Origin of the sequence: Natronococcus roseus, from assembly GCF_043677095.1 — an archaeon.
In the GTDB taxonomy this organism is placed as follows: Archaea; Halobacteriota; Halobacteria; order Halobacteriales; family Natrialbaceae; genus Natronococcus; species Natronococcus roseus.
Window position 1 is genome coordinate 112,896 of the sequence record NZ_JBHLJR010000002.1, and the last position, 26,385, is coordinate 139,280.

Below are 26,385 nucleotides of genomic sequence, written 5' to 3' on the forward strand. Positions count from 1 at the left end.
GACCGACCTCGGCAGTGACCTCGAGAAGTATATCGGGGGATACAGTGCATCAGTTGGTCTCGAGCATTGCTGCTGTGCTGCTCGAGTAGTTTTCTAGCTACTAGACATATCACAAATGCATAGAATATATGGGAGTATGGCTTTCATTCGTACTCCTTGTTTTTTGGCGCAACATACGCTCTCTCCACACTTTCCACTCCACAACTATTATGGCCAGTGGAGATAGCCTTGGACGTGGACATGAAGTTAAATCGACGTAACTTCGTAGCGGGTGTAGGAGCGACAGTTGGCGCAGCTGGTCTGGCTTCGAAAGCGGGGGCAGACGAGTCGGTTCCGGTCGAGATCGCGACCGTGTATCCGATCGAGGACGTCGTCGTCCTCGAGAACGTCGGGGACGAGGATGTTGATCTCACGGGTTATCAGATGGACTGGGGATTCGACGTCGACGAGGATCAGACGGATACGTTCCCGGAGGGGGTGACGATCGACACAGGCGAGCAGCTGTCGGTCTGGACGGGTTTCCAGTCCGAGCGCGTTGACTCGATCGAGTCCGACGTCACGGTCGGCGATCACGACCACGGTCGCATCAACCATCAAGAGCCCAACACACTGGGACTTCGTACGCCGAGCGGGGAGATCGTCGTCGAGACCGACGACACGGTCGCTGACGACCCAGCCTACAACGCCGACGAGTACGACGACGAACCCGAAGACGATGTCGACGAGGAACCGATTCGCCAGGATGTCGAATTCGAGTACCGCTATACCTACGAACTGGGAGACGACAGCGAGCTCGACGACAGGCTCGAGCTGTCGTCGGCTGAGTACTACTACCAGGAGAGTGACGCCGCCCAGAACTTCTGCTACGTCGAGTTCGATGTCGAGAACCTGACTGATAACGAGGAGATGACGGTGTACCTCGTCGGTGGCGTATCGGACGAGGATGGAGAGTCACAGTCCTCGCACGAAGATACCGTGGTTTCCGAGCCAGGGGAGACCCAATCTGTAAGCCTGACGTTCCCCGAGTGTATCGATGCAGACGGGAAGGAAGGCCACGTCTATGCGTCAGTGACCCGCATCGAAGAGGTCGAGGAGGCGGTCGACGATGAAGGGCCTGAGGAAGACGACGAAGATGTCGATGAGGAGCCAGCGGAAGAGCCGGAAGAAGAGGACCGCGAAGACGACGTCGATGAGGATCCTGAGGACGACCACAACGAGAAGGACGAAAGCGACAGTCGCGAGGACGAAACGGACACCAAGGACGAGGACTGCCCGGACGAAGAAGACGACTACGAGGGAGAGGAGCCCGAAAAGAAGGTAGAGAAGTCAGAGGACGAAGACTGTCCGGAAGAAGAGCCGGAGCCTGAGCCCGAGCCCGACGACGACTGCTAAGGCATAGCCACTCAGCTGTCGTTCTTTTTAGAAGCGGAGTAACACTTTCTCGGTCTCGGTAAGTTCACAGATTTTCAAGACGTATTTCCTTTCAGAGCGAACAACATTCGAGCGACTTACACAGCCGCCAGAGGCCGAAGGCGACTGTCGAATCGAACCGACTGAGAGTTCGCGGACGGGCTTCCGACAGGAGGGTAATTTCAGCGGGCGGCGAACGCTGGACGTAGCAACTCCCGCTCGAGACGGTTTCGCGAGCGGAAACGAGCCGACGGCTACGGTCCGATCGGAAGACGAGGCATAGAAAGTTCGAACGGTGATCGGGCGCCTACGCTCTAGTGCGTCGTCTTTTTCTTCTCGCCCTTCTCGTCTTTCTTCTCCTTGTCCTTGCCGTTCTTCTTTTCGTCCTTCTTCGATTTGTCGTCCTTCTTACCCTTCTTCTCGTCCTTCTCGTCTTTTTCCTCGCCGTCACCCTCGCCGACCGCGCGCGCCTCGGTCAGCTGGACGTTCTGGTTCGCCTGGTAGTTCAGCTGTTCGGCCGTCGCCTCGCCGCAGTGGGTGGCGTAGGCGATCGCGCTGAACTGCTCGTTGACGTTCACTTGCTCGACGAACTGGTACTGATCGATTTCGGCGGCGGCCGCCTCGAGATCGACGTCGCTGTCGCCGTTCTCGTAGGCCAGCGCCCAGGAACCGTCGTCGTTGGCGGCGGCGCCGTTGAGCACCGTACACGCGCTGCAGCGTCCGTCGCTGACGTTCAGCCCTTCCGCGGTGGCCACCTGGGCGTTGAAGTTACCCTGGTAGCTCACCTGTCGTGCGGTCGCGTCGCTGTCTTTCTTGGCGAGGGCGATGGCGGCGTTCTGCAGGTTGATGTTCTCCTGGCCGACGCGCTGGACCTGCGTGATCTCCGCCGACGCCTCTTGGGCGTTCGACTGGTGCTTGCCGTCGTCCGTGCGCTTCACGGCGTCTTTCGGGAGCTCGCCCTCCATCTCGGCGCGGTCGAGGATGTCGTCGGCCGACCGGAAGCCGAAGCTGATCGCCGTCGCGTCGGCGGTCTGCTCGTTGACGTTGAGCTGGGAGCTCAGCTGGTAGGCCTCCGCGGTGCTGCACTTGCCGACGGCGATCGCGATGGCGACGCCCTGTTCGCTGACGTTGAGCTGGGAGACGTCCTGGGCCTGCTCGACCGACGCCTCGGCCTCCTGTCGGTCGCCCTCGCCGATGTTCGCCGCGACGGCCTCGGCGTGCTGGTAGTTCTCGTTCGCCTGCCAGCTGCGCTGGTAGGACCGGGCGCAGCTGCCCTTCTCGGCGAGGGCCATCGACGTGCTCTGGCTGTTGTAGTTGAACTGATCGACGGTCTGCTCCTGGTCGATCGTCGCGGTGGCGGACGATCCGTTTTCGTAGGTGTCCTCCCTGGAAACCCAGCCGGAGAACGTCCGGCAGCCGGTCTCCTCGGCGAAGACGATGTACACTCCGTCGGGGTCGTAGAACGTCTCGTCTCGCGTCTCGTATGAGCTGTCTATCGACTCCGCGCTCGCGTCCTGGACGTTGACGTTGTCCTGCTCGGTCTCCTGGACGGCCGTCGCGTCGGCGCCGTCGATGGCGATGCTGACGGCGTTGCCCTGCTGGAGCACGTTGAGCTGGGAGACCTCCTGGTACTGGATGACGTTCCCGAGGGGGTCCTGCGAGTCGCCGTTGATCTCGTCGCGGTGCTTGTCGACCCAGCCGCCGAGGTCCTTCTCGGAGGAGTCGGCGCCGAAGACCAGGTACAGATCGTCGCCGTTGACATCGTGCGTCTTCGCTTCCTCCTCCTTCTCGTCGTTCTTCTTCTCGTCGTCCTTACCCGTATCCGCATGCGCACGGGTGCTCGCGACGGAAAGCGTCCCGACGCCGAGTCCGCCCGCCGCGAGTCCTTTGAGATATCCTCTTCGCTTCATCGTGCCGCGGTTCGTGTTCTTTTCTGCCATAGCGCAGTTTGACCGATGAGCATATCACACTCTGTAATTGACCGGCTTCCAGGAATAATTGGGCATCTAACGGGTGTTGCAGCACCGAAACCGAACGGGAGGCTGGACAGGGGGCGGATAATTATATGTGAAAGTTGAGAGCCGGCTACGATCCGACCGGCGGACACGTGTCGACGGAGCGACGATACTCGAGACGGCGCATAGCCCCTCGAGCGGCCTCGAGCCCTGCCCGTGGAGGTCCCGCCAGAAACGGGAGGCGGTACGAACGGAATCCCCAGTCGAAAGGAATAATAGCTGGTGCTAGCTGTCAACAGACATGGGATACTCCGCAGTGGTGCTCGCGGCAGGGGAGGGGAGACGACTTCGGCCCTTGACGACACACCGGCCGAAGCCGATGCTTCCGGCGGCGACGAAACCGATTCTCGAGCACGTCTTCGACGCGCTGATCGACGCCGGCGTCACCGACATCACGGTCGTCGTCGGCTACCGCCGAACCCGGGTGCAGTCCGAGTTCGGTCCGAGCTACAGGGACGTCCCCCTGACGTACGTCACGCAGGACAAACAGCTCGGCAGCGGCCACGCGCTGCTTGCCGCCGAGCCGGCGATCGAGGGTGCAGCGCTCGTCGTCAACGGCGATCAGCTGATCGACAGCCGGATCATCGAGGACGTCATCACGGCCCACGACCGCGAGTCGGCGACGGCGACGCTCGGGCTGGTCCGGCGGGCCGACGTCACCCGGTACGGCGGCGTGCTCCTCGAGGACGGTGCGGTCACGGAGATCGTCGAGAACCCGCGGGACGATCGGGGCTACCAGCTCAACGCCGGCGTCTACGCCTTCGAACCGTCGATCTTCGAGGGGATTCGCCGGAGCGAGCCTCGCGACGGCGAGCAGTCGCTGGTCGACGGAATCGCGACGCTGCTCGAGGACGGTGAGGCGGTTCGGGGAGTCGTTTCCGAGGGAACCTGGATCGACGCCACCTACCCGTGGGACCTGCTGCGGATCGCCGACGACCTGCTCGAGGACGGCGAGGAGCGGCAGATCGCCGCGAGCGCGTCGATCCACGAGGACGCGACGGTGCTCGAGCCGGTCGTGATCGACGACGACTGCGTCGTCGGTCCCGGCGCGGTCGTCGGGCCGAACGCCTCCCTGGGCGAGAACGTCACCGTCGGATCGAACGCAACGGTCGAACGGTCGGTGCTCGACGCCGACACTCGCGTCGACAACGGCGCCACGCTGCGGGACTGCGTGACCGGGCGGGGCGTCGGGATCGGCCCGAACTCGACGGTCGTCGGCGGCCCGGGTGACGTCGAGATCGGCGACCGCGTTCACCGGGAGACGATCCTCGGCGCGGTGCTGGCCGATCACGTCCGCGACGTCGGTGGGGTGACCTACGAGCCCGGCACGGTCGTCGGCCACGGCGCGGTCTGTCACGGCGGGTCGACCGTCGGCGGAACGATCGCCGCCGACGCGGAGGTGTGGAGCTGATGTGCGGAATCATCGGCTACGTCGGCGCCGACCGCTCGGACGCGGCCGACGTGCTGCTCCACGGCCTCTCCCAGCTCGAGTACCGAGGGTACGACTCGGCGGGGATCGCACTCGCCGACGGCAGGCTCGACGTCCACAAGCGCCAGGGCGAGCTCTCGGCGCTCGAGAACGCGCTCGCGGGCGCCGAGCTCGGCAACCAGACCACGGGGATCGGCCACACCCGCTGGAGCACCCACGGGCCGCCGTCGGACCGCAACGCCCACCCCCACACGGACGCCGAGAACCGGGTCGCGGTCGTCCACAACGGGATCATCGAGAACTACCAGGGGCTGCGCGACGAGCTCTCGGCCGAGGGCGTCGAGTTCCGCAGCGAGACCGACACGGAGGTCATCCCGCACCTGATCGCCGGCTACCTCGAGGACGGGCTCGACCACGAGGCCGCGTTCCGCGCGGCGATCAGTCGACTCGAGGGAAGCTACGCCGTCGCGGCCGTCTTCGCCGGCTCGGAGACGGTGTACGCCGCGCGCCACGAGTCGCCGCTGGTGCTCGGTCTCGCCGACGACGGCACGTACCTCGCCAGCGACGTCCCCGCGTTCATCGAGTTCACCGACCGAGTGATCTATCTCGAGGACGGGGAGTTCGCCCGGCTCGAGGGGGACGAGATCTCGGTCACCGACAGCGAGGGCCGGGTCGTCGAGACCTCGATCGAGACGATCGAGTGGGACCCTGAGGACGCGGGCAAGAGCGGCTACGACCACTACATGCGAAAGGAGATCAACGAGCAGCCGTCGTCGCTCCGGGAGTGTTTCCGAGGTCGGCTCGACGAGCTCAGCGGCCGGGTTACCTTGGAGGAGTTCGAGGGGTTCGAGCTGAACCCGCCCGTAACGTTCGTCGCCTGTGGCACATCTTACCACGCGGCGCTGTTCGGCGCACAGCTGTTCCGGGAGTGGGGCGTGCCGGCCCACGCCTACCTGGCCAGCGAGTTCGAGGCCGAGGCGATGCCGATCGACACCGAGTCGGTCGTCGTCGGCGTCACCCAGAGCGGCGAGACCGCGGATACCCTGCGCGCGCTCCGGGAGGCGAACGCCGCCGGCGCGACGACGGTCGCCGTGACGAACGTCGTCGGCAGCTCGGCCGCCCGCGAGACCGATCGCGTGCTGTACATCCGCGCCGGACCGGAGATCAGCGTCGCCGCGACGAAGACCTTCGCCTCCCAGCAGGCCGCGCTGACGATGCTCGCGGCCTCGCTGAGCGACCACCGCTCCCGGGAGCTCGTCCGCGAGCTGCGGTCGGTTCCCGACCGGATCCAGTCCGTCCTCGACGAGGACGCCGCCCGCGAGGTCGCCTCGACGTACGCCGACGCGGGCGCCTACTTCTTCATCGGACGGGGGTATCACTACCCCGTCGCCCTCGAGGGCGCGCTGAAGATGAAGGAGATCACGTACAAACATGCGGAGGGCTTCGCGGCCGGCGAGCTCAAACACGGGCCGCTCGCACTCGTCACCGAACAGACGCCGGTGTTTGCGATCGTCACCGGCGACGGTCGACGCGCCGAAAAGACCATCGGGAACGTCAAGGAGGTCGAGGCTCGGGGGACGCCGGTCGTCGCCGTCACCGACGGCCGATCGGAGGTCGGTCGCTACGCCGACCACGTCCTCGAGGTACCGTCGGCCGGCGAGATCACGAGTTCGATGGTCGCGAACGTCCAGCTTCAGCGGGTCGCCTACTGGACGGCCCACGAGCTGGGTCGGTCGATCGACAAGCCCCGAAATCTGGCGAAAAGCGTCACAGTGGAGTAGCGGGACCGATTTCTCGCCCACAAAGTGGGCGTTGCTAACAGAGAGTGAGTACGAGGGGTCGGGATGAACGCTCGGGGTCTGCGACGGCACCCAGGGAGTTCGTGACCGCCGAAACGCTCGAGTTGGGGTGGTTCAGACGTACACCTCAGCGAAGCGAGCCGCGGTAGTACTATCGGCTCGAAAACGATCGACGCCGTCGAGCGGGACTCGACGCGAGCGTCGACACGGTCCGTCGGCGTCGAACATCGATCACACGGATGGCCGGTCCTCGCCGGCCGGTCGCGGGACCGCTCGTGCCCTAACGGTCGGTTTCCGGCAATCGTATTCCCCGCAGTCACGTCGACCACTCACGCGAAAATAGTTCTGTCGACCGGTTGAGTATCTTGAGAACGCGGGAGGAACCGACGGTCGACTCGGTGGGCGGTCAGTTCGAGTCGCGCGCCGAACGATCGGGGAGAACCCGCTCGAGCAGCGTTCGGATCGCCGCGAGTACGGGATAGCCGTCGCGTCGCCAGACGACGAGTGCGACGGCCGCGAGAGCGAACTCCGAGAGGAAGTAGGGGTCGCCCAGCGACTCGAGGAAGAGGGCGGTCACCGACGGCGCGCCCGACTCGTAGCTCTCGACCGGCGTGACCGGCCAGAGGAGGTGATTCGCATCGCCTCCCCCCCACAGCGCCGGCAGGGCGTCGACCAGCGTGTGCGAGATCGCGCCGAGTCCGAACGCGAACCCGTACTCGGGGCGGCCGTACCGCCGCGCGAGGAGGTAGACGCCGACCGAGACCGGAACCAGAAACAGCAGGGAGTGGGCGAGCGTTCGGCCGGTCGGAATCACGCCCAGGTACCACGCCAGGGGTTTGTCGATCAGATCGGGAAACTGGGTGCCGACCAGGAGAACGAGGACGGCGACCTCGCCCGGGGGACGATCGAACCGGGTCCGGGTCGCGAGCGCGTAACAGAGATAGCCGATAGCTGCGTGTCCGAGCGGCCACATACGGTTCGAGCGATGGGAGCGACGCCTATAACGAACCTGATTCGGCTCAGGACTCGAGGGCCGCCACCGTCGCCGATCGACTCGCGTACCAGCCCGTGACGAGCGCGACGAGGACGCCGACGACGACCGCGACGGCGAACCCGAGGACGAACACCTCGAGGGGCGTCCGGAGGAGGCGCTCGAACCCGATGACACCAGTCGAGAGCCGGTTCAACCCTGCAGCGAGTACGGGCGTCGCGGCGACGCCGATCGCTCCACCGAGGAGGCCGATGAGCGCGCCCTGGACACCGATCGTCCCGGCCAGCAGTCGCCGCGAGAGACCGATCGCCCGCAGGGCCGCCAGCGTCTCGCGTTGCTGGTAGGCAACCAGTACGAACAGGTTCGCCGTCAGCGCGACGCCGCCGACGGTCGCCAGCCCGACGAGCGCGACCCCGCTCGCGACGACGAGGTGTCGGTCGCCCACCATCGCGGCGAACTGATCGTCGGCGGTGCGGACGTCGTACGTCGGATACTCGGCCCGAACGTCGTCGGCGAACGCCTCTCGGTCGGCGCCGTCCTCGAGGTTGACCGTGACGAACGAGGCCCGACTCGAGCCGGCGGTGCCGGTCATCGACTGCAGTTCGGGCAACGGGATCGTCGCGGCCTCGGTCCCCAGAAACTGCGAGTAGTACGAGCCGACGCCGACGACCGTGTAGGCGTCGACGGCCTGGCGTCCGGCGCCGACGTAGACGGTGTCGCCGACCCCGACGTCGAACCGATCGGCGGTAGCGGGATCGAGCACGACGACGCTCGAGCGGCCCTCCTCGTCTCCGTCGGCGGTCATCGCGCCGTCGAACCCGTCGCCGTCCTCGAACTCGAAGTGGCCGTGGGTGCCCTCGACGCCGACGGCGGCGATCGGCTTGACGGCGTCGGGGTCGGTACCGAGGTAGACGTCGTGCATCGCGACCGTCGAGACGTCGCCGACGCCCTCGCGCTCGCGGAGGTCGGCCGCGACGGTCGAAGCGTCGACGACCTCGTTCTCGCCGCCGGCCGCGGGACCGCCGGTGATCCAGATATCCCGACCGGCGTCGTCGAACTGCTCCTGGCCGGTTTCGACGACGCCGACCCCGAGGCTGGCGAGGAGCGTCACGGAGAGCACCGCGAGCACGACTCCGCCGACCGCGAGGGCGGTCCGCCCAGGAGAGTGACGAAGCTGGGCGAGTCCGAGGCCGACGATGGCGCGAAGCCGGGCGAGCGAGGCGTGGCTCACCGTCCCACCTCCGCGAGAGCGTCGGTTCGGGCCGCGAGCGCGAGCGGGTACGGCAGGGCGACCAGCGTCGAGACGACGGCGACCGCAAGCGCGTACGGAACCAGCAGCGGATGCAGAGCTGCGACCGCCTCGGGAGCGACCGTCGCGGTCGCGACCGCGTTCGTCACCCGGACGCCGACGACGCCGAGACCCGTTCCCAGAAGGGCACCGGCAGTCGCGGTCGCGATCGTCGTCGTCGCGACGACAGCCAGCCGGCTTTCGGTCGGGAACCCGACGGCCCCCAGCGTCGCGAGCGTCCGGCGATCGGCCTCGACCCGCATCCCCGCGGTGGTCGCCACCAGCAGCGAACAGAGGCCGAGCGCGACGACCAGCGCGAGGGCGCTCGTCGCGAGCGCGAGGCCGTCGCCGAACAGCGCCCGAACGTCGGCTGCCCCATCGCCCTCGAGCGAGGCGTCGGGGTACGCCTCGGTCGCCCCCTCCCGGATCGCGTCGTCCTCGCCCCAGATCAATACCTCGTCGGCCAGTCCGCTCCCCTCGGCACCCGACAGCGACTGGAGAATCTCGAGGTGGACGAGTGCGACGGGCGGTTCGTCGTCCGACCCATCCTCGACGGCGCCGACTGTCGCCGACTCGCGGTGCTCGGCTCCCTCGAGCGCGAGTTCGTCGCCCGGTTCGACACCGAGGTCGGCAGCGGCGGCCCTCGAGAGGACGAGTGCGTCGTCGTCAGCAGGGGGGCGTTCGCCCTCGAGGTCCGCCGTCGGGAGCGTCGCCACCGTCGACGGCTCGTCGCCGGGAACGACGCCGACCAGCAGGAGGTACGCCGAGCCGTCGACTTCCGGGGTATCGACTCGGATCGGCTCCCGGAGCACGGGCGAGGCGTGGTCGACGCCGTCGCGGTCGGCGATCCGTTCGGCCCGGTCCGGACTCTCGCCCAGCCGCGGCGGCTCGACGCCGGTGACCGAGCCGTGGATATCGGCGTCGTCGGCCACGATCCGGGCGTCGGCGTCGTGGTCGGCCTCCCCGTCGTCGGCCAACGCGAGCGCGACGCCGGTGACGAGCACGAGGTTCGCGACCGTCAGCGCGACGACGAGGATCGTCGCGAGCGTGCGACCACGCGCCGTCGTCAGCTGCGTTCGAACGAGCGTTACCGCGACCGCGAGCAGCCCCCACCATCGGCTCGAGCGCCGCGAGCCCTCCCCGGAGTCGAGATCTCGTCCTGACATCGGTGGCGGTCGAGGGAGCCGTCGTCGCGTCGAGCGATCCGAGCGACCATCGGCTCCCGGTCACGCCGAGACAGTCCGACGAGTCATATTGTTTGTCTCTCGTTACTTTCCGGCTGCTCGAACCGACGTTCCGTTCGACTTGCGGAACGGCGGTGGGCTCGCTTCCGGGCACGGTCCCGGTTCCCCAACCTCCGGTTCGTTCGGGCCGACGACCCCGGGTCGCCCGATACACTTATCGTGTCAACCGTTGACAAACATGACGATGGTCGGAAAGCTCATCGCCCTCCTCACGCTCGCCCTCCTGTTGCTCTTTCTGGCCGGCGCGCCCGCGATCGCCGAGTTCACGGCCGCTCAGCTCTGCGGCCCGCTCGAGTCGATCGAGTGCTGAAGATCGGAGCGACGACCGCGACCGCGACGCGAACGCCGCTAGTCGATCGGTGCCGCCCGCGCGAACGGGACGTCGCCAGTGTCTTCGAGTCTGCGTTCGAAGAACGCCCGGTTCTTGCGGATGCGTCGGTCGCTCCACTCCCACCACTCGAGTTCGAGCAGCCGGGATCTGATCTCCGGTGGGAACCGCCAGCCGATCCGATCGGCCGGCACGCCCCCGACGATCGCGTACGGTTCGACGTCCCTCGTGACGACCGCTCCCGCGCCGACGACGGCGCCATCCCCGATCGACACACCCGAGAGGACCGTCGCTCCCGTCCCGATCCAGACGTCACTGCCGACCGAGATGGGACCGTCGGCGGTCGGCGGGAGTTCGCTATCGAGGACCTCCTCGTAGAGGCGGATCTGCATCGACGGCTGGTCGATTCGGTGGTTGGTCTGCTGGAAGGTGCTCTCACGGGCGATCGCACAGAAGTTGCCGATCTCGACCTCCCCGACGAGATCGCAGTCGGGCTCGAGGTTCGTCCGTCGCCCGATGCTGACGTCACCGTCGAGGATACAGCCCCGGCTGAGCCGGGCATACGGCCCGATATCGACCCGGCTGCGGAGCAGGCAGCCGATCGAGATTCGGGCCGAGGGAGCGATCTCGAGTTCGGTGGCGTCGAAGTACCGATTGAGAAGCCCATGGGTTACCGGCGGGTAGCCGAGAGCGGAGGCCGACCGTTCGACGATGGTATCGAGACTCATGCGCGTAGACACCACCCAACGCGGTTCGGGATATAGTTTGTTCGAGTAGGTGGTAGAGTCAGCGATCGAGACCGTTCGCAGCCCTCGGCTACCGAGGGTAGGTGGCACCTGTCGACGTTTCGATCCGGAAACCGAGTCGGCAAAACCGGACAGACGGCGGCTACCGCGAGTCGACGCCGATGCCCTCCTCCAGTAGGGTGTTCCGGACGTCCGCCGTCCCCGGATCGTCCGCCTCGAGCCCGGATCCTCGGCCGAACGGTCGAAGCGAATCAGTCGAACGGTCCGGTTACCGTTACTATCGTCACAGTAACACCAGTCGGATAGCTGGGAGGTCGGTCCATAACAAACCGTGGTTCGGGGCTGATCTCGGGTGGACCAATGGACCGACGAACCTATCTCGTGACCGCGACGGGAGCAGTCGTGGCGCTGGCCGGCTGTTCCGAAATGGGCGGGCCCGGCGAGACCGACGACGAGGACCACGACGACAGCGCGGCCAACGGCGACGACGACCACGACGAGCCGGAGACTGACGACGAGGAAACCGAGGAGGAGGAAGAAGAGACGGACGAGGACGACTACGACGACCTCGTCGGCACCTACGACGACTTCGAGGATCTCGACCCCTGGAGCGCGTTCCAGGACATCGGTGCGGTCGAGGCCGACACGGAACAGTACTACGAGGGCTCGCAGTCGGCGCGGCTCCTGCCCGATTCCGAGGACGGCCAGATCAGGGCGCGCCGCGAGACCGACGAGCCGATCGACATCCGGGGCGTGACCCCGGGGCTCGCCATGACCGCCTCAGACAGCGGAATGGTGTTGATCCAGCTCCAGGACGAGGACGGCGACTACGTCGAGTACAGCCAGCAGGTGATGGGCGACATGCCGCTGGCCCGGCACAACTTCGGCCTCACCCGCGTTCGCGGTGATCCCGACCTAGAGGAGATCATCGTTCTGCAGATCATCCGCTGGTTCGGCGAGCCCGCGGACGACGAGGACGAAGACGAGGACGCCGACGGCGAGGAGATGTGGGTCGACGACTTCCACTTCGTCCCCACCCCCGAGACGCCGACGGTGATGCTCCAGTTCCACGGCGGCTACGAGACCCACTACGAGGAGGCTCTGCCACGGGTCGCCCAGTACGACTTCCCGGCGACGACGTTCGTCCCGCCGGACCGACTCCGAGACGACGCCGCCGTCGAGGGTGACCGACTCACCTACGGACAGGTCGAGGAGCTCGAGTCGAACGGGTGGACGATCGGCTGTCAGACCGCCAACGGATCCCAGGCAGGTGATATCGACGAGATCGGGGCCGAGGACGCCATCATCGAACCCGCGGAGTGGCTCGAGGAGGAGGGGTACGACGACGACGGCCGGTTCTTCGCGTTCCCCGGCTCGCAGTACAACGAGGAGACGTACGAACTCGTCCAGGAGAACTACGATCTGGCCTTTGCGGGCCAGACCCAGTCACAGGGGTACGCCGGCAACCCCCACCTCTGTTCGGTGGTCTCGAACCCGAGCGGCGACGAGGGCGAGAGCCTCGTCGAGTGGACCGCCGAAATGGGCGGCATCACCTCGATCGGCTTCTACCAGCTCGAGGAGAGCGAGGCAATCGAGGGGCTCGAGTCGACGCTGGCCGCGCTCGACGAGTACTCGGGTGAAGTCGACGTGATCACGCCCGGCCAGATGGCCGACGACTACGTCTACTGAGCGCCTCGACCCCCGCCTCGGCCTCGAGGAGATCACCGCCCCGTTCGTTCGTACTTGTCCCGCTCGAGCGCGCGCTCATTCCCGTGTTCGAGGAGAACCGAGTGCTGACGCCGCCGCGACGGCGACCGCGATCGCGTACCCGCCGAACTCGAGGCTCCAGTGGATCCCCTGCGTCGTCGACAGCAGCCGAACGGCGACCGTCGCGAGCGCCGCGAGACCGAACGCCGCGCGGCTGCCCTCGAACCGAGTCGGTCGGCCCTCAAGTGCGTACCACGCGCCGACGGCACCTAACGCCGCGCCGACGGTCGCCGGCATGAACGCGCGGGCCGGCGTCGCGTACGAGATCGCGGCGAGCGCGCCCGCCAGCGCGAACAGTCGTCCGGGATCGATCGTCGGGAGCCACAGCACGCCGACGGCGATACCGATCCCGATCGCCGTACCGGCGACGACGTCGCCGACGTAGTGGACGCCGAGGACGACTCGAGAGAGCGCGACCAGGACGATCAGGATGCCGGCGACCGCGTAGCGCCGACGCGATCCGGCCCACTCGGCAGCGATCGCGACCGCGCCGTAGACCGCCGCCGCCCCGAGTGCGTGCCCGCTCGGAAACGCGTAGCCGCCGTAGTCGTCCGCGGCGAAGGCGAGCTGTTCGACCGGTCGCTCGAGGACGAACACCCCCTTTAGCCCGTTCGTGACCGCGAACGCGACGAGCGCGACCGCGAGCACGCGGGCGCCGCGCTCGCGGCTCGAGCAGACCCAGGCGAACCCGAGCGCGACGACGAGCACCGTCGCCGGATCGCCGAGGTGAGTCGCGGCCTCGAGGACCGGACGAAGCGGATCGGGGACGGCCGCCCGGGTCGTTTCGTTGACCGAGGGATCGAACAGCGGCGTCTCGAGCACGCACGCCGCTACGGGGACGGTTCGCAAAACCGTTCGCCCGCGGTGATCTCGCTGACGCCCGCCGTTGCTCAGAGACGTTCATTCCGATTTTCCGGATAGAATTCAGTGTATGTTGTTCTCTGTCAAGTTTGGCAATAGTTCAATATTAAGTCATCATTTTCCATCATCCCAACCGACTTGTTGGTAAGGGCTCCCGTACCGACTGTGAATGTACGAAACTGTCAGTGAGTATGAGTTCGATGCCGAGTCGTCGATCTTGACGGACGACGTCGCGTACGGAATTCCGATGTACGTCTATCTACCCCTGTTGGCGATCGTTCTCGCGGCCGTGTTCACCGGAACGCTGCCGGACGATATGGTCGGCGCGAGCGCGTTCCTGCTGGTCGTCGCGGGACTGACGGTCTACATCGGCGACCACCTACCGATCTGGCGAACCTGGTTCGGCGGCGGGCTCGTACTCTGTCTGGTGCTGGGCCTGGCGATCAACTACTACGCGCTCATTCCCGCCGAGTCGTACGCGACCGTCGATCAGTTCCTCACCGACGGCTCGAATATGCTGGACTGGTTCATCGCAGCCCTGATCGCGGGAAGTATCCTGTCGATGCCCCGCTCGTACCTCGTCCGAGCCCTGCCGGTCTACGCACCCTCCGTCCTCGGTGGACTCATCTTCGCCGCGCTGGCCACCTACCTCGCCGGCACCGTGCTCGGCTACGGTGGTCTGGAGGCACTGCTGACGATCCTTATCCCCGTCTTCGGGGGCGGGATGGGCGCCGGGGGGATTCCAATGAGTGAAATCTACGCCGCCGAGACCGGGGCCGGGTTCGACCAGATGTTCTCGATCATCGCGCCGGCGATCATCCTCGGCAACATGGTCGGGATCCTCTTCGCCGCGATCGCTCACCGCATCGGGACGAAGCGGCCCTCGTTGAGCGGCGACGGCGTCGTGATGCCCGACGACAAGTGGAAGCCCGAGGAGGGGATCGACTCCCCGGACGTCCCGCTGACCGAGAACACCGTCGTTATGGGATGGGTCGTGGCGATGTGTCTGCTGTTGCTCGGCTACATCCTCGCGACCTGGATCCCGATCCACCCCTTCGCGATCATGATCCTGCTCTCGATCGGTATCAAGGTCTTCGACGCCTTCCCGGTAAAGCTCGAGGAGGGTGCGGGTCACTTCTACAACTTCATGGTCGCCGGTTTCGTGGGGCCGCTACTGTTGGCGATCGGAATGTCACTGATCGACATCCAGGTGCTCGTGGAGATGCTCAACCCGGTCTACTTCGCCATCGTCATCCTCGCAGTGCTCGGCGGAGCGGTCGGCGCTGCCCTCGTTGGCTACCTGTTCGGAATGTTTCCGATCGAGGCCGCGCTTTGCGGCGGGCTCTGTATGGTGAACATGGGCGGCTCCGGCGACGTCGCGACCCTCGCGGCCGCCGAACGGATGGAGCTGATGGCGTTCGCCCAGATGTCATCGCGGATCGGCGGCGCGCTGATGCTGTTGATCGGGCAGGCCGCGATCTCTCTGTGGGGATCGGTATTGGTATAGGCTGGCTACCCCTGAACGCTCCTTTTGCAGACGCCGTCAGATCGGCTCCGAACCGGTGCGATCAGTCCCTCGAGCCGGTCCGAACGAGAACGTCGACGACCGAGACGCCCTCGCCCTCCGGCCCCACGACGACGGGGTTCAGATCGAGCTCCGCGATCGGTGGCTCCTCGGCACTCACGGCGAGTCGCCCGAGCCGGGCCACGAGCGCCGCGAGCGCGTCGAGATCGCCCGCGGGCCGGTCGCGATACCCCGCGAGCAGGTCGCCGAGTTTCGTCTCCGCGATCGCCGCGCGCGCGGCGTCCTCGTCAACGGGCGGGAGCAGGGTCGTCCCCGCGTCGTCGAACAGTTCGACGAACTCGCCACCAGGCGCGACGGTGAGCACGGGACCGAAGCTCTCGTCTGTCGAGACGCCGACGAGCGCCTCGGTCGCTCCCGCCAGCTCGATTTGCTCCTGGACGAGGACGCCCTCGAGGTCCGCGTCGGGAGCGTGCGCACGGGCGTTCGCGACGACTTCGGCGTAGCGGTCTGCGACTGCCTCGAGGGAGACGTTGGTCGCGACGGCGCCTGCGTCCGTTCGATGGGGAATCTCCGGCGAATCGACCTTCAGCACGACCGGGCCGCCGATCGCCTCGGCGTGTGCCCTCGCCTCCTCCGGAGTAGTCGCGAGACGCGTCTCGACGGGCTCGACGCCCGCCGCCTCGAGGAGGCGCTCGCTCTCGGTCCAGGTGAGCACGCGCTCGGCCGGGAGGTCGGGGGACTCGAGCGAGCCGTGCGATTTCGAACCGACCGTGTCGTCCGTCGTCGAGAGAGCACCGAACCCACCTGCCGGCGCATCGGCGAAGCGGGTCAGCGAGGCGACGGCGTCCAGACAGGTTCCGGGATCGTAGTACAGCGGGGTCTCCCGGCGGACTCGCTCGTAGGGCAGCGGAGACTCGTCGTCGGGCTCCGGTTCCTTCCGACCGGTCCACAGGAACAGAACCGGATCGTCGGCCATCTCCCGAACCCGCAGCAGGCCGTCGGCGATCAGCTCGGCGCGCTCGCCGACCGCCGGGAGTCCGATCGCGAACACGTAGGCGTCGAAGGCGTCGTCGGCAAACAGCGTCTCGGCGATCTCGGGCAGGACGTCCGCGCCGTAGCCCCGGATGTCGATCGGGTTGTGGAGCTCGCCGAACGTGAGCAGGTCCTCCATCTCCAGCAGCGTCTTTTCGGTCTCGCCCTCGAGCGCCGGCAGCTCGAGGCCGCGGTCGGCGCTCATGTCGGCGAGCAGGCTCGCCATCCCGCCGCTGGTCGAGGCGATACAGACGGTCGCCGACTCGGGCGGATCGAACGCCGTGTGGGCGCGCGAGCGGTGCAGAAGATCGGGAATGTCGGGAACTCGCTCGACGCCGCTTCGCTCGAAGGCGGCGTCCCACGCCGCGGCGTCGCCGGTCACCGACCCCGTGTGCGACAGCGTTGCTCGCTCGGCTACCTCGGATCGACCGACCTTCGTCGCGAGCACCGGCGTCCCGTCGCGGATCGCCTCGCCCGCGACCTCGACGAACCGCTGGGGATCCTCGAGCCCTTCGACGTACGCACAGATCGCGTTGACCCGGTCGTCGTCGGCCATGTACTCGACGTAGTCGGTCAGCGTCAGATCGGCTTCGTTGCCCGTCGCGACGACGTACGCGAAGTCAAGATCCTCGTCGGCGGCCCGTTCGTAGAACGTCGTAAACGCCAGCGCTCCCGACTGGCTGACGAGGCCGATCGATCCCGGCTCCGGCTTCCGCGAGCACGTCGAGGTGACGACCGTCTCGTCGTGGGTGTTCGCGACGCCGATCGTGTTCGGCCCGCAGATCGCCATCCCGTACTCGTCTGCCAGCTCGCCGATCCCGTCCTCGAGCTCGGCGCCCGTTTCGTCGGCCTCGGCGAAGCCGGCGGTGATGACGATCGCGCTGGGAACGCCCAGCTCGCCGGCCTCGCGGACGGTCTCGAGGACGTACTGCCGGGGGACGCTCACGACCGCGAGATCGACGACCGCCGGCACGTCCGACAGGGCGTCGTAGCAGGGTTCGTCCCAGACCTCGTCGCGGCTCGGGTTAACGTAGTAGACGTCGCCGTCGTAGCCGTACTCGCCGAGGTTCTCGACGAGGTTCGAGGCGTACCACGAGTCGGGGCTCGCGCCGACGACGGCGATCGAATCGGGCGACAACAAGGTCTCGATGCGGTCCATACCCCGCCTTCCGACCAGGTCTTCATAATGGTGCTGACGGCGACAACAATACGCCGTTACGGATCGATCTCGAACCGGGCGACGGACGCCGGGAGCGAGACGGCTACTCCCGAGGCATCCGCAGCGTCAGCAGCGTTCCGAGCGCGATGATCAGCGCCAGCAGGAGGTAGCCGGCGTCGAAGTAGCCCCGCTCGGCGACGACGCCGAACACGAGCGGTCCCGAGGCGCCGAGCACGGAGGCGCTCGAGCGGATCACGCCCAGTCCCGTCCCCTGGATCTCCGGCGGGATGATCTCGGCGAGGTACGACTGCGTGATCGCGCCGGAGCCGAGCATCGTACTCGAGAGGATGGTGACGAAGACGAGCCCGACGAGTCCGTCGACGAACGGTAACAGCGCGAGACCGACGATCGACCCCAGTAAAACGAGCGGGAGCGAGCCCCGAAGGCCGATCCGATCGTAGGCCATTCCGGCGACCGGTTTGACGACGACGCCGACCGCGAAGAAGAGACCGAACAGCCCTCCGGCCATCGTCGAGGACAGCCCCTTCTGTTCGACGAGGTAGGTCGGATAAAAGGCCGAGAACGTCTGCCAGACGAAGATGAAGAGAAAGAGGATCACGCCCATGATCGCGAGGACGGGGCTGCGGAGTTCGCCGATCACGTACCGCAGACTCTCGCTCGAGTCGTCGTCGCCGTCCTCGGGGACGGGGTCGGGCGCCGGCAGCGTCAGCCAGATGACGACCGCGGTGATACAGAGCAGCGGCAGGACGAAGCCCAGGCCGAGTCGCCAGGCGACCGCGACCGCCAGCACGCTCGCGATCGGCGGGAGCACGGTCTGGCCGATGTCGCCGGCCGCCATCGTGACGCCGAGTGCCCGCCCGATCCGATCGGGGTAGAGATCCGACAGCGCGGTGATCCGGGCAATTGGGTACTGCGAGAGCCCCAGCCCGACCAGGGCCGTCGCGCCGAACAGGGTCGCGGCGGTCGGCGAAAGCAGGACGACGGTTACCCCGACGACGACCATCGAAACGCTCGCGGTCAGCACGGAGCGCTCGCCGTGACGATCGGCGAGCATCCCCCCGGGAACCTGCCCGACCGCGTAGCCGAGCCAGATCAGCGTGACGAGCAGACCGGCAGTCGAGAGCGTGAGATCGAACTCGGCGCTGAAGTAGGGCAACAAGACGGGGTAGATCATCCGAGTGCCGTTCAACAGCCCCCAGCCGAGCGCGATGGCCAGCAGCGTCTTTCCGGTGCCGCCGGCCCACAGCCCGACCAGTTCGCGACGGATCGAATCCAGGCGACTCATTCGGCGTGTGCGTGGCAAGGCCGGTCCCGTTGAAACCGTTTTACTTCGAGGCGGCGGTTGCTGATTCCGGGTTTCGCTTCCCGTGGTCGGAGTGGCGAAGACTGATCGACTGGCCCGCTCGAGCCGGGGCTCCCCGTGTGCGAAGTGAAACGGTACCACGGCTGACTCCGGACACCCCCCGTGTGCGAGATGAATTTTCCGGGTCGAGCGCCGGCTCGATCGGCCGAAACCGACTCGAGTGACGCTCGAATCTCCCGACACCCCGTGTGCGAAATGAATTAGCGGGGACGACGGGTCAGCTCTCGCCGGTATCGGCGTTTCGATCCGCCCTCCCCGTGTGCGAGATGAAATATGCTTCGGTGTTAGAATCCACTCCGGTGTCGGAATCCGCTTCGGTATCGCTGAGCTGGCGGCTCGAGCTCGAGCGAGTCGGGCTCAGGCTTCGTCGAAGAACTCGTCGATCTGTGCGTTGACGACGGACTGGATCAGCTCGTCCTCGCCCTCGATCTCCTCGAGGCGGAAGTCGGCCTGCAGCGTCTCGGCGACGACGGCCGGATCGTCGACGAACGTGTACTCCTTGTGGACGCCGCTGCCGTAGCCGCGACCGCGTTTTTCCGAGGTGATGAAGTTGTACGTCTCGGCCTCGGTCATGTACCGGAGATAGGAGTCGCGGGACTTCTTGTCGGCGTCGAGTCGCTCGGTCAGGTACTGGTAGACCCGGTAGGCGACGGTACTCGGAATCGCGTTCAGGCTTCGCTCGGCGTGGACGGGAACGATCGCCGTGGCGTACAGGGAGAGCTTCTTCTGTGTCGACAGCCCTTGCATCTGGGTCAGAGTGCGGTCGCGCTCGGCCTCCCGCTGGGCGTCGCGCACGTGGTCTTCGCGGACCGTCTCCTCGCCCTGGCGGTTCGCGATCTCGCCGGCCTTCCGAAAGAGGTCGATCGCCTTCCGCGCGTCGCCGTGATCCTGGGCCGCGAAGGCCGCGCTCAGGGGGATGATCCCTGCCTCGAGCACGCCGTCCTGGTAGGCGTCGCGTCGACGGTCGAGGATCGCCTGGAGCTGGTTCGCGTCGTAATCCGAGAAGACCACGTCCTGTGGGTTGAACGAACTCTCGGCCCGCCCGTCGAGGTCCTCCATGAACCGGGGATCGTTGGTGAGCGCGGCGACCGAGACGTGGCCGTCGATCCGACCGAGCTGTGAGGCCCGCGAGAGCTGGTACAGCAGCTTCGAGTAGGCGGGTTCGTCGTTGGGGTCGCGCTGACGGCCGACCAGGAGGTCGACCTCGTCGAGGATGATGATGACGGAGTCGAACTCCTCGCTCAACAGCCCGTACAGCCGGTTCAGCTTTCGGTCCGTCGACACGCCGCTCTCGGGGACGCCGACCTCGACGCCGGCCGTCGTCGCGGTGTTCTCGACGAGGCGGTACACCGCCCGGTCGTGGGACTTGATCGTCTGGCAGTTGATCTGGATGACGCCGAAGCGATCGCCCTGGGCCTCCGCGAGCTCGACGACCTGCTCGCAGACGGCGTTGATGATCAGGGACTTCCCGGTTCCCGAGGGGCCGTACAGCAACATGTTGGGCGGACGGTTTCCCTGGAGTGCGGGTCGGAGGTAGGTGATGATGTCCTCGAGCTGTTGGTCCCGGCCGACGATCCGGTCCTCGTCGATGACGGCGTCGGGGTCGAGCAGTCCCCGCTCCCTGAACACCGACTGCTGGACGCCATCCTGCAGTCGCCCCTTGATGGATTCCGAGAGGGAGTGACGATCGTCGCCGTCGGTCATACCGTGTCACTCGTACCGACTTCATAAATACGTGACGAGTACCGCGTGCGAGAGCAACGGTGCCACAACCGCCGTCGAGGGGGTCCGTACGACACGAACACGCTTCGAGGCCGAAAACCGTGGGCGAGATTAAATACGGGGGTCGAACAGTGAAGCACGCGACTGAAAGCAACACCTGGCGAGGGGTCCCTGTGATCGGGAGGAGCAAGAGGAGGCGGTCGGCGACACTGCACCCGTTGCCGGTGGGACACCCCGTGTGCGAGATGAATTCTTCCCGGAAACGAGCGTGTGGGCTCGAGGAGCCCCCACGTGCCGGATGAATTTTCGATCCGCTCGTATCCTCTCGAGTTCGAGTGCGTACTCCGTGCACAGAGAGTTCGCGAACAACGGTCGTCACCGGACGACAGTGCGGTCACCGGACGGCAGTACGTGACTGCTCGTACGACATACGGCGGAAACAGGTGGATCACCGAGACGAAGTAGACAGGCGCGGACCGTCGGATATCCTGGACGATCAGATGACGGTGACGGCGGGAACGGACGAGCCGAGAGGGAGCGTTCCGTCGACCCCCTCCCCCCGTGTGCGAAATGAAATGGGATCACGAACGGGGCGGGGTGGGGGGCGGTGACCGGGTGGTAGCGGAGAACGAGAAAACGGCGAATCGGGCGGACTTACGGCGACAAGCGTCGAAATTACAGTGATCGCCGTCGGTTTCTCGATTTCGGCGCGATCGCTTCTCGGATGTCATGTGTCGGCCCACGAAGGACTCTAGCACCGGAGGTTTTATGTTCCTTCTGTAGCAACAGAATCCGTACTGGGTCCCGATCGGCTCGAGAAGAAAACGACGCTTCGAGACCGATCGGAAGAGGCCGTGAAATCGTCGAACTCGTCCGTTCTCGCACGGCGATGCTGTCCACGTTGCTCCCAATAGGAGTCGATTACGCCGTCCCCTCTCCCCCGCCTCCGGTTTCGCACCCGATTTCATTTCGCACACGGGGGGAGGGGCTGCCCACTCTTTGCGTACTGTCAGTCCCAACGTACGCTCCCTTCCTGCGCACTAACGGTTCCCAGCTACCGTGTCGAAGAAGTCGCGCGACGAGCGGTCGACTCGATCAATCCGAACTGATGACGATCCTGTCGTCGATGTTCTCGATGCGCTCGAGGGGCAGTCGGAACCGGCCGTCGGCGTCGAGTTCGATCCGTCCGGGGATGTGGTCTTGCGGTTCGACGACCAGTTCCTCGATCGTTCCGGGCTCTGCACCCATCGTGATGTTCTCGAGCGTCCCGAAATCGGTGCCGTCGATGCTGACGATCGTCTTCCCCTGAAGCTGTCGTGCCAAACGGGTTGCCATACTCGTCGTTTCGCGGACTCCTACTAAACACCGTGGGATCGATCACAGTTTCCGAGAGTAGCCACGGCTCGGCGATCGACGGACTGGTCGCTTTCAGGTAATCGAAAGGAAGGAAGGCCCCCAACCGGTGTCGGGGGGCACCACTGAACCACGATTGCGAACCAGCAACGGAATGTCGTCCAACGCGGGAGACACCTGGGATGCGCTGCTGGTCACGATATGTTACACTCGAGTACAAAAGTACCTCTCGATTCGGGTCGGCGGAGACACGTTGTTCCAAACGGCCCACAAACTCCTTCTATCCCGGAACCTGCACTCCTCGCTACTGCGAGGAGCTGACCGAACCGACTCGGAAGTTCTCCATATATAAATGTTGGGGACCGTGCGGCGACTCGCCAGTCCCGCCTTGGTTTACAGGTGGATGGCACCCGTCGACTCGAGTATGGCAGCGAATCACACTCGCCGACAACTGCTCGGTGGACTGTCCGCTGCGGGGGCGGCGGCGCTGGCCGGCTGTACCGGTTCGACGCCGTTCGTCGGTCGACGCCTCGCGGACGAGGAGACGATCGCTCCCGACAGCGCCGAATCGATCGCGGTCACCGGCACGGTCGGCGATCTGACGGTTACCGGTGCCGACCGCGAGACGATTCGGCTGGATCTCGAGAAGCAGGCCAGCTCCGTCCGGACCGACCTCGAGGCGCTTCACCTCGAGTCCGCCCGGGAGGAGGAACTTCTCGAGTTCCGGGCCGAGTACGACGGCGAGACGGGCTGGTTCGAGAGCGAGCCGGCGATGGATATCGACGTCGCCCTCCCCGACGGGCTGTCGGTCGATCGCCTGCTCACGGGAACCGGTCGGGTCACCGTCGCCGACGTCGGTGGGGATCTGGAGGCTCGCTCGAGTACCGGCAGCGTCGAGATCAGAAACGTCGACGGAACGGTCGTCGCCGAAACGAGCACGGGAAGCATCGACATCGCGGACGTCGACGCCGTCGGGAACTTGACCGCGAGCACGGGGAGCATCGAGGCCGCGGTGCCGGCGATCGACGGCGACACCGTGATCACGGCGAGCACCGGCAGCGTCGAGGTCGCGCTCTCGCCGACCGTCGACGCCGACCTCGAGGCCCGAACCAGCACCGGCAGCCTCGAGATCGACGACGAGGGGCTGGAACTCGAGGAGTACCGCCGCGAGAACGACCGCGTCAGCGCCGTTCTCGGCGAGGGTGGTCCGCGGCTCCGGATCGAGACGAGCACGGGAAGCGTCGAGATCTCGACGCTCGAGGAGTAGGGTGGCGTCGCGAAGGGGCCGCCGTCACAGCGATGCGCGATTCCGATACGTAGCGGTGCGGCTCGTCTCGGAGCGGACCGGAACGCACCTGCTCGTTCGGCACGAACGGCAGAGAAAAGCGCAGAACCAACGGACTCCGCGACCGCCGATCAATCGGTAGCTCATTCCTCTCCTCCCGGCGCCCGCGGTGACGACTGCCCAACTCCGGCAACCATAACCGAATGCAACACTCGAGAGATATTGCATGGTTCAGTGCTCTACACCCTGGAAAACGGGAAGAAATGTTTTATAATTATTTATCGTACACCATGCGGTGGCCTACATCGAAACCGCGGATGGTGTCCCACTGTACTACAGGGAACGCGGCGAGGGAGAGACGATCGTTCTCGTACACGGCTGGACGTGTGACTCCGAGTACTGGTGGCGGAAAAACGTCGACGCGCTCGCCGAGAAGTACCACGTCCTGACGTACGACCTCCGAGGACACGGGCTCTCGGGGAAAACCGACGAGCGACACACGCTTTCGGACTACGCTGCAGATCTCGAGTTTCTCATGGAGTCGCTCGACGTCTCGACTGTCGTCCTGGTCGGGTGGTCGATGGGCGCCGCGATCGCGCTGACCTACCTCGAGGAGATCGGCGACGAGCGGGTCCGAGCGATCGCTCTGATCGACCAGACGCCGAAGTTCTACTCCGACGACGACTGGGAGTTCGCCCTCATGGGAGCGTTTTCGGCGGACGGACTCGCCGAAATCGTCGGCGGACTCGAGGCGAGGCGCGCCGAGACGGCAAAACCGATCATCCAGGCGTTTTTCGCCGACCCCCGCTCGGAAGCGTAACTCGACGAGATGTACGCCCGGACGACCCTGACGCCGACCTCGGTCGCGACCGCTATGCTCGAGGATATGGTCCCTCGAGACTTCCGGGACCATCTACCGGCGATCGAAGTTCCGACGCTGCTGCTCTACGGGAAACGGAGCAAAATCTTCCCGGGACCGCTCGGCGAGTGGATGCACGAACGGATTCCGGACTCCGAACTCGTACTGTTCGACGAGAGCGGACACAACCCCTTCTGGGAGGAACCCGAGAAGTTCAACGCGGAACTGCTTGAGTTCGTGAACCGACTCACGGAGCGAGAAGAGGCACCGAGCAGTCGCTAGCGTCGATCCCGCTTTCTGCCTCGAGGAGTTCGTCGGCGTCGAACCCGTGTTCGAACGTTTCACCGATTCGACACTCCCCTCGGCCACGTCTCGCCGCGGTCCTCAAGCAGCGACGCGGCGACGACGGCCGAGACGCGACCGAGGAGGTTCGCGAGGTACAGCGTCCCGAGGCCGACGAGGAGGCCGCCCGTCGCGGCACCCAGCGCTCGCGGAAGCGTCCCGATCGTGATCGGATCGCCGACGCCGACGTACACCACGAGGTCGGTTCCGTAGACGAAGGGCGTGACCACCAGGCTCGTCGCGAGCGAGACGCCGACGACGAGGGCGACGAAGCCGACGATCCCGAGCAGGATCTTCCAGCCGAGGTACGCCGCGCCGAGCCAGGTTTCCCGCCCGAGCACGAGCCGCTTCAGGAACGGAACGAGCCCGTCGTCGGTCGGCGGAAGGGACGGCGTAACGTCGACGGCGAGCAGTCCTCGAGTGAGGGCGCCGTCGAGCCAGGCGAGCGCGACGACCGACAGCAGCGTGGCGACCAGCGCGACCGGTCCGAGCAGCGTGAGGCTCAGCCCGACGGTCATCGAGAAGCCGACGGTGATCGCGACCAGGTAGGCGATCCCGAGCGGGAACGCGAGCAGGACGTAGGCGAGCGATCGGTACGTCCAGGGGTCGATCGGCGCGACGCGAAACGGACGGCTCCCTCCCCCGCTCGACGAGTCGGTCGGTACGATTCCGCTAGACTCAGCGACATCGGATCGATTTGATGGCATACGAGCGGATCGACGGCTCCCGCAGCGGTAAAACGGGGTCGCGGGCTGTCGGCTCGACGATCGTGCGAAACAGTTTTCTACTAGGTTCCCTCGAGCGAGTAGAGGATCGCCACCAGTCCGGCGATGGTCACCCAGAGCACGCCGAGCAGGCTGGCCGCGTCCGACAGCGAGAGCAGCGGGGCGAGCCCGTAGCTGACCGCGACCGGGCCGGCGGCGATCAGCGCGATCCCGACCGAGAGGTAGAACATCGCGAGGCTGTCGTTGCGACGGTACCCACGGTAGGCGTAGCCGGCGACGACGAGCCCGACGACCGCGGTCGCCAGCGCCGTCGCGAACAGCACCGTCGCGGGCTCAACGGCGACCATGGATCACCCCCAGAATCACGACGAGCCCGACCAGCTGACAGGCGGTGACGATCGTCTCCTGCCAGACGACCGCCACGCTCCCGACGTTCGACAGCGCGAGGCGCAACAGCAACGGGACGGTCGTCAGCAACACGAGCCCGACGCCCAGCAGGAGCATCGCCCGCCCGCCGCCGGCGCGGTAGCCGCCGTAGAGTCGCAGCGCCAGGTACACCGACAGCAGCGTCGCGAGCACGAGCGAGAGGAACACCAGCGTGATCACGGTCGGTGAGCCTCCGACCGTCGACAAGGGAGTGCTTTCGATCGTCGATCCGAACCGGAGCCACGCCGGCAGCCACGGCTCCGAGGCCGAGGCGAACTCGAGGACCGGTGGACGCGCTCGCGGACTCATTTGAACCCCTCGTAGAGCCTGGTGAAGCGGTCGGCGGCCGATTCCTCCCGTTCGATCTCGACGTCGTACCCCTCCTCGGCAAGGCGGATCCGAACTTCCCGAAGTCGGGCCGCGTACACCTTGTGGTGGTGGCCGTCCGGATCGAGCTGCTGGTGGGCCTCGAGCAGGTCGGCCTCCGTGAGCCGCTCGACGCGCCGATAGATCGTCGAGGGATCGGCGTCGCAGGCGTCGCTCAGGGCCCGGACCGACTGGGGCTCGGCGCGGGTGCGAACGAGGATCGTCTTGGCGTAGTCGTCGCCGAGGATCTCGACGACGTCCACCTCGCCGTCGTCGGCCATCGGCGAGTGGTACTCGGGCCAGAACAAAAGCTTGTCTCCCGTCCGACA

General features: G+C 66.2%; 23 protein-coding genes. 9 read left to right on the top strand and 14 right to left on the bottom strand.

Annotation, left to right across the window (positions count from 1 at the left end):
• Positions 1-156: 156 nt before the first annotated feature.
• Complete coding sequence (locus ACFEMD_RS05290; protein ID WP_394739913.1) at positions 157-1,392, top strand: twin-arginine translocation signal domain-containing protein; 1,236 nt, start codon at positions 157-159, stop codon at positions 1,390-1,392.
• Positions 1,393-1,724: 332 nt separating this feature from the next.
• On the opposite strand, the gene ACFEMD_RS05295 is transcribed toward ACFEMD_RS05290, so the two are convergent.
• The gene (locus tag ACFEMD_RS05295) at positions 1,725-3,350 is read right to left on the bottom strand and encodes a hypothetical protein (RefSeq protein ID WP_394739914.1); all 1,626 of its coding nucleotides are present in this window, start codon (positions 3,348-3,350) and stop codon (positions 1,725-1,727) included.
• Between the two features lie 316 nt (positions 3,351-3,666).
• Between ACFEMD_RS05295 and ACFEMD_RS05300 the strand changes: the two genes are divergently transcribed.
• Positions 3,667-4,836, top strand: coding sequence for a sugar phosphate nucleotidyltransferase (locus tag ACFEMD_RS05300; RefSeq protein WP_394739915.1), 1,170 nt, complete (start codon positions 3,667-3,669; stop codon positions 4,834-4,836).
• Positions 4,836-6,635: a glutamine--fructose-6-phosphate transaminase (isomerizing) gene (gene glmS, locus ACFEMD_RS05305; RefSeq protein ID WP_394739916.1), complete on the top strand. Its 1,800-nt coding sequence runs from the start codon at positions 4,836-4,838 to the stop codon at positions 6,633-6,635. Before ACFEMD_RS05300 ends, glmS begins: the two co-directional genes overlap by 1 nt.
• 424 nt (positions 6,636-7,059) lie before the next feature.
• Here the strand turns inward: glmS and ACFEMD_RS05310 are convergent, their stop codons facing one another.
• Genes ACFEMD_RS05310 through ACFEMD_RS05320 form a run of 3 tightly spaced genes read right to left on the bottom strand, consistent with a single transcriptional unit; the run spans position 7,060 to position 10,098 of the window.
• A complete protein-coding gene (locus ACFEMD_RS05310) occupies positions 7,060-7,626 on the bottom strand; it encodes a metal-dependent hydrolase (protein ID WP_394739917.1) in 567 nt (188 codons plus the stop codon).
• 46 nt (positions 7,627-7,672) lie between these two features.
• Positions 7,673-8,875, bottom strand: a complete 1,203-nt coding sequence (locus ACFEMD_RS05315; RefSeq protein ID WP_394739918.1) for an ABC transporter permease — start codon at positions 8,873-8,875, stop codon at positions 7,673-7,675.
• Complete coding sequence (locus tag ACFEMD_RS05320; protein ID WP_394739919.1) at positions 8,872-10,098, bottom strand: FtsX-like permease family protein; 1,227 nt, start codon at positions 10,096-10,098, stop codon at positions 8,872-8,874. The genes ACFEMD_RS05315 and ACFEMD_RS05320 overlap by 4 nt, the downstream gene beginning before the upstream one ends.
• Positions 10,099-10,360: 262 nt before the next feature.
• On the opposite strand from ACFEMD_RS05320, the gene ACFEMD_RS05325 reads away from it, so the two are divergent.
• A complete protein-coding gene (locus ACFEMD_RS05325) occupies positions 10,361-10,486 on the top strand; it encodes a hypothetical protein (protein ID WP_275040022.1) in 126 nt (41 codons plus the stop codon).
• A gap of 38 nt (positions 10,487-10,524) precedes the next feature.
• On the opposite strand, the gene ACFEMD_RS05330 is transcribed toward ACFEMD_RS05325, so the two are convergent.
• Positions 10,525-11,232: a CatB-related O-acetyltransferase gene (locus ACFEMD_RS05330; RefSeq protein ID WP_394739920.1), complete on the bottom strand. Its 708-nt coding sequence runs from the start codon at positions 11,230-11,232 to the stop codon at positions 10,525-10,527.
• A 378-nt stretch (positions 11,233-11,610) separates the two neighbouring features.
• Between ACFEMD_RS05330 and ACFEMD_RS05335 the strand changes: the two genes are divergently transcribed.
• Complete coding sequence (locus tag ACFEMD_RS05335; RefSeq protein WP_394739921.1) at positions 11,611-12,939, top strand: polysaccharide deacetylase family protein; 1,329 nt, start codon at positions 11,611-11,613, stop codon at positions 12,937-12,939.
• A gap of 75 nt (positions 12,940-13,014) precedes the next feature.
• Here the strand turns inward: ACFEMD_RS05335 and ACFEMD_RS05340 are convergent, their stop codons facing one another.
• Positions 13,015-13,839, bottom strand: coding sequence for a phosphatase PAP2 family protein (locus ACFEMD_RS05340; RefSeq protein ID WP_394739922.1), 825 nt, complete (start codon positions 13,837-13,839; stop codon positions 13,015-13,017).
• 208 nt (positions 13,840-14,047) lie between these two features.
• Here ACFEMD_RS05340 and ACFEMD_RS05345 point away from each other — a divergent pair, with 208 nt between their 5' ends.
• Complete coding sequence (locus ACFEMD_RS05345) at positions 14,048-15,385, top strand: 2-hydroxycarboxylate transporter family protein (protein WP_394739923.1); 1,338 nt, start codon at positions 14,048-14,050, stop codon at positions 15,383-15,385.
• Between the two features lie 61 nt (positions 15,386-15,446).
• Here ACFEMD_RS05345 and ACFEMD_RS05350 read toward each other — a convergent pair whose 3' ends face one another.
• The 4 genes from ACFEMD_RS05350 to ACFEMD_RS05365 form a co-directional block, all read right to left on the bottom strand.
• The gene (locus ACFEMD_RS05350; protein ID WP_394739924.1) at positions 15,447-17,594 is read right to left on the bottom strand and encodes an acetate--CoA ligase family protein; all 2,148 of its coding nucleotides are present in this window, start codon (positions 17,592-17,594) and stop codon (positions 15,447-15,449) included.
• 103 nt (positions 17,595-17,697) lie between these two features.
• Positions 17,698-18,900, bottom strand: coding sequence for an MFS transporter (locus ACFEMD_RS05355; protein WP_394739926.1), 1,203 nt, complete (start codon positions 18,898-18,900; stop codon positions 17,698-17,700).
• Between the two features lie 435 nt (positions 18,901-19,335).
• Positions 19,336-20,682 (bottom strand): orc1/cdc6 family replication initiation protein, encoded by a 1,347-nt coding sequence (locus ACFEMD_RS05360; RefSeq protein ID WP_394739927.1) that lies wholly within the window; start codon positions 20,680-20,682, stop codon positions 19,336-19,338.
• Positions 20,683-21,795: 1,113 nt separating this feature from the next.
• Complete coding sequence (locus ACFEMD_RS05365) at positions 21,796-22,035, bottom strand: PRC-barrel domain-containing protein (RefSeq protein ID WP_394739928.1); 240 nt, start codon at positions 22,033-22,035, stop codon at positions 21,796-21,798.
• 442 nt (positions 22,036-22,477) lie between these two features.
• Between ACFEMD_RS05365 and ACFEMD_RS05370 the strand changes: the two genes are divergently transcribed.
• From ACFEMD_RS05370 to ACFEMD_RS05380, 3 genes are all read left to right on the top strand, one after another.
• Positions 22,478-23,320 carry a DUF4097 family beta strand repeat-containing protein gene (locus ACFEMD_RS05370; protein WP_394739929.1) on the top strand — a complete coding sequence of 281 codons (843 nt, stop codon included), beginning with the start codon at positions 22,478-22,480 and terminating at the stop codon, positions 23,318-23,320.
• 313 nt (positions 23,321-23,633) lie between these two features.
• Positions 23,634-24,158 (top strand): alpha/beta fold hydrolase, encoded by a 525-nt coding sequence (locus ACFEMD_RS05375; RefSeq protein ID WP_394739930.1) that lies wholly within the window; start codon positions 23,634-23,636, stop codon positions 24,156-24,158.
• A 9-nt stretch (positions 24,159-24,167) separates the two neighbouring features.
• Positions 24,168-24,479: an alpha/beta fold hydrolase gene (locus ACFEMD_RS05380; RefSeq protein WP_394739931.1), complete on the top strand. Its 312-nt coding sequence runs from the start codon at positions 24,168-24,170 to the stop codon at positions 24,477-24,479.
• A gap of 59 nt (positions 24,480-24,538) precedes the next feature.
• Here the strand turns inward: ACFEMD_RS05380 and ACFEMD_RS05385 are convergent, their stop codons facing one another.
• From ACFEMD_RS05385 to ACFEMD_RS05400, 4 genes are all read right to left on the bottom strand, one after another.
• Positions 24,539-25,246 carry a sensor domain-containing protein gene (locus ACFEMD_RS05385; RefSeq protein ID WP_394739933.1) on the bottom strand — a complete coding sequence of 236 codons (708 nt, stop codon included), beginning with the start codon at positions 25,244-25,246 and terminating at the stop codon, positions 24,539-24,541.
• 80 nt (positions 25,247-25,326) lie between these two features.
• A complete protein-coding gene (locus ACFEMD_RS05390; protein WP_394739934.1) occupies positions 25,327-25,611 on the bottom strand; it encodes a DUF7521 family protein in 285 nt (94 codons plus the stop codon).
• Positions 25,598-25,999 carry a hypothetical protein gene (locus ACFEMD_RS05395; RefSeq protein WP_394739935.1) on the bottom strand — a complete coding sequence of 134 codons (402 nt, stop codon included), beginning with the start codon at positions 25,997-25,999 and terminating at the stop codon, positions 25,598-25,600. Before ACFEMD_RS05395 ends, ACFEMD_RS05390 begins: the two co-directional genes overlap by 14 nt.
• On the bottom strand, positions 25,996-26,337 hold the full coding sequence (locus ACFEMD_RS05400; protein WP_278301876.1) for a helix-turn-helix domain-containing protein: 342 nt from the start codon (positions 26,335-26,337) through the stop codon (positions 25,996-25,998). The genes ACFEMD_RS05395 and ACFEMD_RS05400 overlap by 4 nt, the downstream gene beginning before the upstream one ends.
• Positions 26,338-26,385 lie beyond the last annotated feature (48 nt).